Annotated in this window: 7 protein-coding genes; 4 read left to right on the top strand and 3 right to left on the bottom strand. The window is 43.1% G+C overall.

Going from position 1 to position 11,848, the window contains the following annotated elements:
• The first annotated feature begins 517 nt into the window (after window positions 1–517).
• Complete coding sequence (locus tag VZT47_RS07435; RefSeq protein ID WP_330224337.1) at window positions 518–1,465, top strand: transglycosylase domain-containing protein; 948 nt, start codon at window positions 518–520, stop codon at window positions 1,463–1,465.
• A gap of 286 nt (window positions 1,466–1,751) precedes the next feature.
• On the opposite strand, the gene VZT47_RS07430 is transcribed toward VZT47_RS07435, so the two are convergent.
• The 3 genes from VZT47_RS07430 to VZT47_RS07420 form a co-directional block, all read right to left on the bottom strand.
• Window positions 1,752–2,030, bottom strand: coding sequence for a hypothetical protein (locus VZT47_RS07430; protein WP_330224336.1), 279 nt, complete (start codon window positions 2,028–2,030; stop codon window positions 1,752–1,754).
• Window positions 2,031–2,596: 566 nt separating this feature from the next.
• A complete protein-coding gene (locus tag VZT47_RS07425; protein WP_330224335.1) occupies window positions 2,597–2,908 on the bottom strand; it encodes a hypothetical protein in 312 nt (103 codons plus the stop codon).
• Between the two features lie 14 nt (window positions 2,909–2,922).
• The gene (locus tag VZT47_RS07420) at window positions 2,923–4,863 is read right to left on the bottom strand and encodes an N-6 DNA methylase (protein WP_330224334.1); all 1,941 of its coding nucleotides are present in this window, start codon (window positions 4,861–4,863) and stop codon (window positions 2,923–2,925) included.
• A 241-nt stretch (window positions 4,864–5,104) separates the two neighbouring features.
• On the opposite strand from VZT47_RS07420, the gene VZT47_RS07415 reads away from it, so the two are divergent.
• The 3 genes from VZT47_RS07415 to VZT47_RS07405 are packed head-to-tail and all read left to right on the top strand — an operon-like array spanning window position 5,105 to window position 11,462.
• Window positions 5,105–7,192, top strand: coding sequence for a type I restriction-modification system subunit M (locus VZT47_RS07415; protein ID WP_330224333.1), 2,088 nt, complete (start codon window positions 5,105–5,107; stop codon window positions 7,190–7,192).
• Window positions 7,189–8,457, top strand: coding sequence for a restriction endonuclease subunit S (locus VZT47_RS07410; protein WP_330224332.1), 1,269 nt, complete (start codon window positions 7,189–7,191; stop codon window positions 8,455–8,457). Before VZT47_RS07415 ends, VZT47_RS07410 begins: the two co-directional genes overlap by 4 nt.
• Window positions 8,457–11,462, top strand: a complete 3,006-nt coding sequence (locus VZT47_RS07405; protein ID WP_330224331.1) for a type I restriction endonuclease subunit R — start codon at window positions 8,457–8,459, stop codon at window positions 11,460–11,462. The genes VZT47_RS07410 and VZT47_RS07405 overlap by 1 nt, the downstream gene beginning before the upstream one ends.
• Window positions 11,463–11,848 lie beyond the last annotated feature (386 nt).

Here is an 11,848-nt window from a genome sequence, read left to right as displayed (position 1 = left end):
CCTTATATAAAAGGGCCGCCTCCCCTATAAAAAGGCGGCCACCATAACTGCGAACTGATAACTAATAACTGATAACTATTTCCCCTAAAGTTTTTAAATAATGATTTTTATTTTTGTACACACCCATATTTCATACTTCCCATTCCATTTGGCTAAGAGCCAAAGGTCAAATATAAACTTGCGCCCGAAGGGCGCCACCTTCACGATTTCCCCGAAACGATTCCCGATATTCCCGATAATCCCGATTCAAAAGTTTTCAAAGCTTATGGTTTTCCTATAAAAATAGCGGGCTTCATGAATTTGATGCCCGCACCTTCCCGCAATCCGCAATCCGAAATCCCCAATCCGTCCTTTCAGCATTTGCCCGACAACCCCGGCATTCCCGAGATCCCCGCCCCTCCCCGATCCAAAAGCCTCTCATCATAAAGTTTCCTTTACGAATGAAACTATTCATCCTGCAGCCCCCACATATGATAGAATAAGAAATATACAAACAAATTTCCAGCGAGGAATCCCTATGAAGAAACTTTTACTCCTTATTCTCATTCTTGCCGGTGCCGTTTACTGGGGCATGAGTGAAGGAAATGACATATCCAGAGGCGTGGAAAAGCCGCACACACCGAAAACCGTATCCGCCAAAGGCTCTGCGCCTTCCCAGGAGCAGAAATCCGAAAAAGACGGCATGGTGGAGCTCATCAAAGATATTTCCAATACCATTTTCAATGGCATTTCCAAAGAAGCCACTCCTGCCGGCACAGCGGAGACAGTACCGCCAAAATCTACGGATAAAGATATTTCCAAAAAAATCCCCACCCGTGAGCAGGCAGCTGCCGAAGTGGAAACGCTGCAGCAGAAATGGAACAACGTGGCCCATTTCCAGACGGCCCTCGAATCCCGGATTGACCGGAAAAAATTCGTCCCCTCCGATGAGATTCCGGACCTTCTGAAAAAAGGCATCATCGCCACCGAAGACCGGAGATACTATGATCACGGAGCCATCGATCTCATCGGAGTCTGCCGGGCATTCATCACAAATGCCGCAGCCGGACATACCATGGAAGGCGGTTCCACCATCGCCCAGCAGACCGTAAAAAATATTTTTCTCTCCAACGAACGGACCATGGAGCGGAAAGTAGAAGAACTGGCCCTTGCCATGCAGCTCGAAAAATATTACTCCAAAGACCAGATTCTTGAAATTTACCTGAATACCATCTACTTCGGCCATGGCGCCTACGGAGTGGGACCGGCCAGCCGGACCTATTTCGGAAAAGAACCGAAAGATCTCGACCTCTCCCAGTGTGCCATGCTCGCCGGTCTCCCCCAGGCCCCGTCGGCTTACGATCCTTTGGATCACCCCCAGGAAGGAGCCAAACGAATGACCATGGTCCTTGCCCTTATGGCCCAGGAAGGCTATATTACCCCGGAACAGGCCGCCCAGAGCGCCCTCAATCTGTGGCTGAAATAGTTGTTAGCCGTTAGCCGCTAGCAGTTAGTGGTTAGCCTTAGCAGAAAAATTACGTAAAAACCTTGTAACAATCATTATTCGTTGTTCGTGAAGGTCGCGGCCCCAATGGGCCGCTATTTTTTTATTGGGATTTTGCACAGGCTGATTTTATGGGCCCTGCACAAATAGGATCATGATGGTTTGACTGTTCCGGAAAGATAGGATTCTAACTGCTAACTGCTAACCGCTGCCTGCTAAATCCCCTCTGGACGAAATCACTCTGCTCCCTGAAAGCAGCCATTTCTCCTCAGATATACTTCAAATCCTCCGCCTTCATCTCCCAGGCGGTCATCTCATTCCACTTCTTCTCCCGCTCAAACTCCTCCGGATCCGAAATGGTCTCCCGCAGCCGGTCATTCATGATCTGGAGGGTAGAAGCCATACTCCGATTGGCAGAAATAATCCGCCGCTTTGCATAATCGTGCATATTCACCCCCTCCGCCTCCATCCGCTCATAATCCTCAGGATAGGCATACTTCCACTGCCCCATCAAAGCCTCGACTTCCTCTTCCAATCCGTCCATCATTTCCTCCTTTTAAAATATGGGAAACTCTATGATTCCATCATACCTTCTTCAGGGATAGACTCAAGGAAAAAAAGGTGCGAAGAACGGGGCATCCGATTTGTAAAAGTACACCTAGGACTCCATATTACCCGGGGTCGCAGGGCCCTCTCCCTAGTGGGGCAAGGCAGCCTGATTCCTTGTCCCACCAGCCCGCTTTTATTTTTGATGAAAAACGGGTTCTTTCCTGATCTGGACCTTCGAAGCCCAATTTTCTTCTACAATCCTCCATCATTTTTGCAGCAAATGATAAAATAATGACTTCTGCGAAAAATTTTTGCAAGTCCCTGCAGAAATTCTCTACAGAGCAGCATAAACCTTCAGAAATCCGTTTCGCATCCCATTTCACAAAAAAAGCCGGAAGTGCCAATGCACTCCCGGTTTACTTAATATTCTGCATGCTCCTGTCGATCAACGTACCTGTTTTCACGACTTAGAGCGTATGGTACCCGAACCACTGGCTTTCCTCGGACCAGTAAAACCTAATGTAATCAGAAAAATTTTTCTATTACAGCAGGCTTTTCATGAGATCAGAGTCTATACCTGCGCTGTTCCTCCACTCGCTTGCTTGCTTCTTCCTCTTGTTTAGAAATATTATTCCAACAAAGTATAAAAAAGTAAGCTAAAACACCATACATTATCCAAGTGAGCGGTCCTTCAAGATAATCATGATATATACCAGGGAAGTACTGATAAATGAAATAGCAAATACCACCCATGATGTCCAAAGGTAAAACCACCTTTAAAATCTTGAGTACAATATCGATTACAATGAGAGCAATAAAAATAATCACTGCAAACTCCAAGAGATACTTGAAACCGGTTTGAATCAAATCTGCCATGATTTCCCCTCCTGTCATACAAGTTCGGACATTTTGTTGAAAAGCTGACTCATTTTTTCATCAGATTGATGGATTAACCTTTGACTGTTTTCAATTTTATTCTTCAAATCGCAGTATTCTTCTGCCACATGATCCTGCTCTTCTCTGGAGGGTATTGGAATCATGAGGTTCAAAAGATTTTTCTTGGAAAGAACCTGAATCGTCCCATCTCCTGCCGCTTGTGTTAGGGCCTCTTGGCCTTTTTCGCTATAAAAGTATGCCTGAAGATAGTAAGGATTGACTTGCCCTTTATCCAGCTTGAGGATAAAGAAATTTGCTGCTGGAAGGATTTTTTCGTCTTCTTTGATTTCCACTACGGCACATTTGAAAGGCGTACCATTTCTAGAAATAAGAAGATCCCCATTCTCCACCACGTAATCTTTATACTCATCAGGAATCCTCATGAGATAAGACATGGTCTCATTCAGGCTTCCATAGATGATATCTTGAAGTCTTACATAGCGATACCTGGTAGGCGTCATGGACTGATAGGAATCCAAAACATCAGCAGAGAAAGGTGCACCACGATAAACCTTAGTCGTGATTCCATCGAGTAAAAGTCCATTTTTTACTGATGTTTCCCGTTTAAAATATGTTTTGGGAGAAAGAGGAATGCCGTAAGTGTTGAGGATGGTTTCATTATCCACCAGAATGCTGTCCTTATTTTCCTCCTCCAGACATTTCAGGATATCGTCGATATTCTCATCACTTAAGATATTTTGACGCCGTCCAGGGGTTACCATTTCCTTTGCATTAACCATACGGACCGCCTCATTCCCGCGACTAAGTATGAGCATATAAAGGGCAGTCGGCGTATCGGCCCGGAGGCGGGCTGGCAGGGAAACTACAGCATGGACAAGACCATGCTCTACCAGATAAGAGCGGATAGAAGAATATCCGCTGCTCATCTTATTCAATGCACCGGGAGCAAGAATAATGACTGCCTTTCCTTTTTTGCTGATAAGCCGGGATGCCAGAATAGTTACGGCAATATCCAGATTCATCCCCTTTTCCACACGAATTCCGGAATCTCCAAATGTCATGTCTTCATTAAGTTGGGGAATCCGTTCTCCTATTGGTGGCTCGGAAAAGACCCGATCAAATGATTGATTGCCATAAGGATTCTTATCGAACAAATCCATAACATTTCCACAGCGTAGATTAGCATATTGGAGAAATTTTCTTGGGCCTGAGGTACTCATAAAAAGCTTACGAATATAGGAAATTACCCATGCATCCTGATTGATTTCTATTCCATACCAAGGGCCCTTCTCTTTAGTCATTTGCTCCCATTCACTTTCAAGCATCATGCTTTTCTCCGAGAAAAGAAAGTCCCCTTGTCCTGAGCACAAATCAATCATAGGGCTTTCATAATCTGCGGATAAAATCTTTCTGCTTAAACTTACAATGGAAATAGGAGTCCGGAAATATTCGTCGGCCTTGGTTGTATACATATATTTCCCGGAAAGGATATAACTCCTATATTCCTCTGTTGGAGGAGAACTACAAAAAGTTCCTATTTCATCTTCATCAATTATTGACCGAGTCCTTTCCCAAAGACCATTTCCAAAATAGTCAAATATGATTTGCTTAACTTCATTACTGATATCGTCCAAGAAATAGTTAAGTAACATATCAAGTGGTTCACCGGAATTTTCATAATCCTGATAAATTTGTTCATATTCCGGATCTTCTTCAGCTTTTATATCACTTATTTCCCCTACCAGCCACTGCGCATAAGATAAATACGCATATATGACAGAAGCGGTTGGTACATTTTCCTGTGGAAAGTATTTAGACATAAGTGTATAAATATCATATCCAATCCGAGTTAAATTCAGCTTATCCATTCCGGCCTGTATTTCGGCCGATTTCTTTTCTTTTTCTTCCCAGTATCTTTCAAATTTAGAATTCATAACTATCTATTCCCCCCTTCCATTAAATATAAGTGATGTCCATATCACTTTTTATTTTAGTATGCTCTTTTTCGTTCCAAAAGTCAATAGTGATATTAATATCACTATTTCGAAATGAATAATTCAAAAGGAAAATACATTTTTGAGTCATTACATCCAAATGTAGATAAATTTTTTGAACTTGAGTACAATAAAGTTATAAAGCAGACCGTTCTAATTTTGAAGAAAAGGGGTTAGTCCATTGAGTTTAGCGATAAATGTGAAGGAAAAGGCCGATCTTATCTGGGCTATTGCGGACAAGTTGACCGGGGTTTACAAGCCCCATGAGTATGGCGATGTGATTTTACCACTGACTGTGATTCGCCGTTTTGATTGTGTACTGGAAAAGACGAAACAAAAGGTGCTGGATGCAGCAAAAAATGGGACTGATTCTCCCTTTATGGAGAAGGTACTTTGTGCTGCTTCCGGTTATTCTTTTTACAATACAAGCCGCTATACCTGGACTACCCTTCTTGATGACCCTGACAATATTAGGTCCAATTTCAAGCAGTACCTGAATGGCTTTTCAAAGAATGTACGGAAAATTATTGAAAAGTTCAATTTTGAAGTGCAGATTGACCGTATGGCAGAGAAGGAGATCCTTTTCATCGTGCTTCAGGAGTTCACAAAGGAAAAAGGCGATTTTCATCCGGATAAGGTTTCGGATATCGAAATGGGATACGTCTTCGAGGAAATCGTCCGCAAATTTTCTGAATCCAGCAATGAAGATGCCGGACAGCATTATACACCCCGTGAAGTCATCCGCCTCATGGTCAATATCCTTTTCATGGATGATACAGAAATCCTTACCAGGCCTGATGCAGTAAAGACGATATATGACCCTGCCTGCGGGACCGGTGGTATGCTATCCGTGGCCAGTGAATATTTGAAGAAACTGAATGCCGATGCAGAGCTGATTCCTTTTGGTCAGGAAATCAATGACCAGACTTTTGCCATTTGTCAGGCAGATACGCTGATCAAAGGGGAAGATGCGTCCAATATCAAAGTAGGAAATACCCTTTCTGATGATCAGTTTAAAAATCTGAAATTCGACTACATTCTTTCTAATCCTCCATTCGGTAGAGAATGGAAAAATGAAAAGATTGCAGTCATGAAGGAATCTGAAGAGGGCTATGCAGGCCGATTCGGTGCAGGAGTGCCGGCCGTCGGGGACAGCCAGATGCTTTTCCTGGAAACCGCTATTTCCAAGATGAAACCGGAAGGAAGCCGTCTGGCCATCATTCATAATGGGTCGCCTCTTTTTACCGGTGATGCAGGAAGCGGACCTTCGGAAATACGCCGATTTATACTGGAACATGACCTTTTAGAGGCCATCATCGCACTTCCTAACGACATTTTTTACAATACCGGTATCGCCACTTATATTTGGGTGCTTTCGAACCGCAAAGCTCCCTGGCGCAGGAATAAAGTTCAGCTTATAAATGCCAATGGGATTTACACAAAGATGAGAAAATCCCTGGGCAGCAAGCGAGTGGAAATATCACCGGAACAGATTGATGAAATCACCCGTATCTATGGAGATTTCAAAGAAACAGATCTTTGCCGCATTTTCGATACGGCTGATTTAGGGTATCAGAAAATCACCGTGGAAAGGCCGCTCCGTTATGTGACTGAAATTACAGAAGAAACGATTTCCGCAATGAAAGCGCGTTTCAAGGAAGACCATGTCTATGAAGATTTAGGTTCTGAAATGGAACTTTTGAAATACTCCGTGGGCAAGGATAAAACGTCGAAGGCCATCATGAAACTCCAGAAGGAAAGAGAATCTCTCCGCCGGGTGCCGGAAATCCTGAAAAATCTCATACGGGAAGAACCATACATGGACGTGGCAGAAGTGATAGAGAAATTCGACAAGCATCCTCTCCAGAAAAAACTTGCCAAGAAAATCACTTTCCGACAGCTGGCCAATCTGGATAGAAAGTCCGGCAATCCAAATTACGGGGAAAGTCTCGTCAGAGTAGACCCGAAAGGGACCATCTATCTTGATACTAAAGGAAATCAGGTACCCGATACAGATCTTCGGGATACGGAAAATGTACCGCTGAAAGAATTCATCGGGTCCTATATGAAAAGGGAAGTCCTCCCCTTTGCTCCCGATGCCTGGGTAGATCACGATAAAACAGTCATTGGTTATGAAATCCCCTTCACCCGCTACTTCTATCACTATGAGCCGCCCCGTTCCTTGGTTGAACTGGAAAAAGAAATCCGTGAACTAGCCGAAGAACTCTCTGGAAGTCTAGATGAAATCTTCACCGGGAGGCAGCCATGAGAAATATGAAAGATAGCGGGATTCCATGGATTGGAGAAATTCCGGAAGACTGGATTTGCAGCGAGCAAAGATTTCAAATTAAGCTAATTAATGGACGTGCTTATAAAGACAGTGAGTTTGAAAAAAATGGGAAATATAAAGTCCTTAGAGTAGGCAATCTTTTTTCCAATCCTATTTGGTATTCCTCAAGCTTAGAACTACCAGAAGAAAATTATTGTTCTGATGGAGATTTATTATATTCATGGTCAATGTCATATGCCCCAGTAATATGGAAAGGGGAAAAGGTAATTTATCATTATCATATTTGGAAAGTCAAATTGATAGGTAATTTGGCGCGGGATTTTACTTACTTTTACCTAATAGCTTTAACAGATGCTTTAATGGCAGAAGTTCATGAAACAACCATGGGCTTTATCACCATGGGAATTATGAATAAATCATATATTGCTGTGCCACCTTTAAAGGAACAGAGAAAAATTGCAATTTTTTTAAAATCCAAAAGTAATCAAATTGATAGAATAATCCAAAAGCAGCAGGACCTTATTGACAAGCTCAAAGCCTACAAGCAGTCCCTCATTACGGAGACCGTCACCCGGGGGCTGGACCCCTCGGTGCCCATGAAGGACAGTGGGATTCCCTGGATCGGAAAAATCCCGATTTCATGGTCAGTGGCATCCATACAACATCTTCATAATGGTTTAACCGATGGTACTCATGGAACGTACCGACGTCTTAATTCAGGAAGATTACTTTTAAGTTCCAAAAATGTACGTGAAAATGGTTTGCGTATTTCAGATAATGAAAGTTATATATCCGAGTCGGATTACAAATCTATAGTAGCCAATGGATTTCCACAAAAAGGTGATGTTCTTTTATGTTGCATAGGAGCATCAATTGGACGTTGCACTGTGTATAATTATGATGAAATATACGCTTTTCAACGTAGCGTTATTTTTATTCGTCCTGGAAATAAGGTTATTTCAGATTTTTTAATGTATGCCCTTAAGTCCGAGAGCAGCTTAATTCAGGAAACATTTTTAGTTAATCAATCCGCACAGGCAGGATTATATCAAGGATTAGTTTCAAAAATTCGTATTCCTGTTCCCAAGATAAGAGAACAAAATATAATATCAAAATTTCTCGACAAGAAATGCACCCAAATCGATGCAGATATTTCCAAACGCCAGCAGTTAATCGATAAATTGAAAGAGTACAAGAAGTCCCTGATTTATGAAGTGGTAACAGGCAAACGGGAGGTGGAGTGATGGATACGAAGGAAGTACATTTTGAAGAAGCCATTGAGAACTGGCTCACTTCCAAAGGCGGATGGATCAAAGCAGGTTCTGTCCAGTATGACCGGGACAAAGCCATCATTCCGGGGGATCTGATTTCCTTTATCAAGACCACCCAGCCAAAGGCATGGAAGAAGTATGCCTTTGCGGTGGGAAATTTCCCGGAAGATACGTTTATCAAATTCTTTGTCGGTGTGCTGGCAAGAAGTGATGAAAATATCCTCGATGTACTCCGCAAGGGGCTAAAGACCCAGGGCGTCCATTTTGATTTCGTCTATTGGAAACCGGAGACCGGAATCAATGAGGAAAATCTAGCCCGTTACGAAGGGAATATCCTTCGCTGCGTCCGTCAGCTTCACTACAGCTCTGAAAATGAAAATTCCCTGGATATGACTCTCTTCGTTAACGGCATTCCGCTGGTGGTTTTGGAACTCAAAAACCAGCTCACCGGGCAATCTATTGAAAACGGGAAGAAGCAATTCCGCGAGGATAGAAGTCCGGAGGACCTGCTTTTCAAATTCCGGAAAAGAGTCCTGGTCTACTTTACCGTGGATCTCTATGAAGCAGCTATGACTACAAGGCTCGCAGGGAAGTCGACTTATTTCATGCCATTCAATCAAGGCAGTAACGGAGCCGGCGAAGTGGGCGGCGCAGGAAATCCGCAAACCACCGAAGGATTCCCCACCAGCTATCTCTGGGAAAAAGTCCTCAATAAAGATACGCTGCTGGAAATTTTCCAGAAATACATGGTCTATGATGAAGACAAAGATATTATGATTTTCCCCAGATATCATCAATTGGACGTCGTAACGAAACTGGTGGAAGACGTACGCAAGCGGGGGTCCGGCAAAAATTACCTCATCCAGCATAGCGCAGGGTCCGGCAAATCCAATTCCATTGCCTGGCTTGCCTATCGTCTGGCAGGACTTCACAATGATAAAGATGAGAAGATTTTCCGATCCGTCATCGTTGTCACAGATCGAAGAGTACTGGACCAGCAGCTGCAGAATACGATTTTCCAGTTCGATCATGTACCGGGTGTCGTTGAAAAAATCGATAAAAATTCCATACAGCTGCGGGATGCTATCAATGATGGCAAGAAAATCATTATTACTACTCTCCAGAAATTCCCAGTCATTTTCAAAGAAGTTCATAGTGAACACTATCGTTTTGCCATCATCGTCGATGAAGCTCATTCTTCCCAGACCGGTATGGCCGCAAGGAAACTGAAACAGGCACTGACTGATAAAGAAGCTATTCTGGAAGAATATGCACGAATTGAAGGTGAAGAAGAAGCAGCCCGCAAAGATGATGAAGATAAACTGCTCGATGAACTGGCTACCCAGGGAAAGCAGCCCAATCTTTCCTTCTTTGCCTTTACTGCCACTCCGAAGCTTAAGACCCTTCAGCTTTTCGGAGAACTTCAGGAAGATAAAAGCTATCGGGCTTTCCATATTTACTCCATGCAGCAGGCCATCGAAGAAGGATTCATACTGGATGTACTTAAACATTACATGACCTACAAAATGTACTATGGCATCCTCAAGAAATCTCCTGAAAATCCGGAGCTCGATAACGGAAAAGCAATTGCAGCTATCAAAAATTTTGAAAGCCTGCATCCCCATAATATTTCCCAAAAAGTGGAAGTCATTATGGATCATTTCCTCCGGGTGACCCGATACAAGATTGGTGGTCACGCGAAAGCCATGATTGTCACTGCTTCCAGGCTTCATGCAGTTCGTTACCTCTTTGCCATCCGGGAATATATAAAAAAACATAACCTGGAAAAAGTGGACGTGCTGGTGGCCTTTTCTGGAAAAATTGAGGATAACGGCATCACCTATACGGAACCTTCCATCAATATTGATAAAAAAGGAGAAAGCATCAGTGAAAAAGCACTGCCTGATGTTTTCAAAACGGATGATTTCAATATTCTCGTAGTCGCTGAAAAATACCAGACCGGCTTCGATGAACCTTTGCTCCATACCATGTTTGTGGATAAAAAACTGGATGGTGTCAAAGCAGTTCAGACCCTTTCCCGCCTGAATCGTACCTGCAAAGGGAAAGATGATACTTTCGTTCTGGATTTTGTGAATTCGGCAGAAGACATACAAAAAGCTTTCCAGCCCTACTACCAGGCAACCCTCCTGGAAGAAGGAACAGATCCGGATGTCATTTATCGCATGAAAGATAAACTCGATTCTTTCGGTATTTATGGACCCAAAGATATCGAAGATGTAGCAAAGCTTTTCTTTGCTAATCCTGAAGGATATGACTCATCTCACGGAGATATGGCCAAACTGACAAACATTCTTATTCCTTCCATTGGGCGCTATAATGCCATGGATAAGGAAAAAAGAGACAAATTCCGTATGCTTCTGGCTCGCTTTGACAGAGTCTACAGCTTCGTTACCCAGATTGCCCGCATGTTTGATAAAGAACTCCATTGTTTCTCCATTTATGCCCATTTCCTTTTGAAAGTACTTCCTAAAAAAGGAAAATCAAGTGTCAATATCCAGGATTTGCTCAATCTGGAATATTACAAACTAAAACAGGACTTCAATGGAACTATTACACTGAATCCTGAAACAGGCACCCTGAAACCAATCAGAGGAGGAGACGGAGGTACGACTGATCATCCAAAAAGTCCTCTGGATAAAATCATCGAAAACGTCAACAAACGCTATGGCACCCATTTCACAGAAATGGACAAAGTCTTCTCCCAGCTTACCGGCGATTTCCTGAATGATAAAAAAGCAGTCAACTTTGCCAAATCAAATAATCTGGAAATGTTCATCAAAGGCTACTATGAGACTAAATTTGGCGAATTCCTCTTCAACCGATTCAAGCAGAACAAGGAATTTGGGGAAATGACAATGAATCATCCGGAAATCATCCAGCAAATCATGGAAACCCTTGCCAGTGAAATCTATAATGCCCTTCGGAATAAAAATAATGAAAATGAAGGCGATGAATAGCTAATTACTTAAAATAAAAATTGTAAAAAAGTACCTTTCGAAAGGGAGGTGCTTTTCTTATGCCCATCTGACGGGCTTTCCGGCGGCGGGAAGGTTGAATCATAAAATATATAATCCGCGGCGCCTATTTCTGCTCTCCCACACGTGCCCGAGTCCCGACGTCCCGACTCCCGATCTGTGGACAGTCCTCAGTTCCGTTGTTACAGAAAGTTTCAAAGAACACAGCCCCGGATGGGAAACTGGGAACTTCTATGGGACCCATAATAGGGTAGAGTTATTAGCCCTCCCATTGCACCGTACGTACGGTCCTCGTATACGGCGCTACATTGTTACATCTATTCCTTAAGCTCAGATAGTACTTCAATGGATTGACCAATCCCGGTCTG

Origin of the sequence: Dialister sp., assembly GCF_036343215.1 — a bacterium.
Classification (GTDB): Bacteria; Bacillota; Negativicutes; order Veillonellales; family Dialisteraceae; genus Dialister.
Note: the sequence above shows the minus strand (reverse complement) of the source record. Positions and strands in the feature narration are given on the sequence as shown.

Bases quoted from the DNA above. Each gene is read 5' to 3' on its own strand.
- VZT47_RS07405 (WP_330224331.1), top strand. From the start codon at position 8,457: ATGGATACGAAGGAAGTACATTTTGAAGAAGCCATTGAGAACTGGCTC.
- VZT47_RS07435 (WP_330224337.1), top strand. From the start codon at position 518: ATGAAGAAACTTTTACTCCTTATTCTCATTCTTGCCGGTGCCGTTTAC.
- VZT47_RS07410 (WP_330224332.1), top strand. From the start codon at position 7,189: ATGAGAAATATGAAAGATAGCGGGATTCCATGGATTGGAGAAATTCCG.
- VZT47_RS07425 (WP_330224335.1), bottom strand. From the start codon at position 2,908: ATGGCAGATTTGATTCAAACCGGTTTCAAGTATCTCTTGGAGTTTGCA.
- VZT47_RS07420 (WP_330224334.1), bottom strand. From the start codon at position 4,863: ATGAATTCTAAATTTGAAAGATACTGGGAAGAAAAAGAAAAGAAATCG.
- VZT47_RS07430 (WP_330224336.1), bottom strand. From the start codon at position 2,030: ATGATGGACGGATTGGAAGAGGAAGTCGAGGCTTTGATGGGGCAGTGG.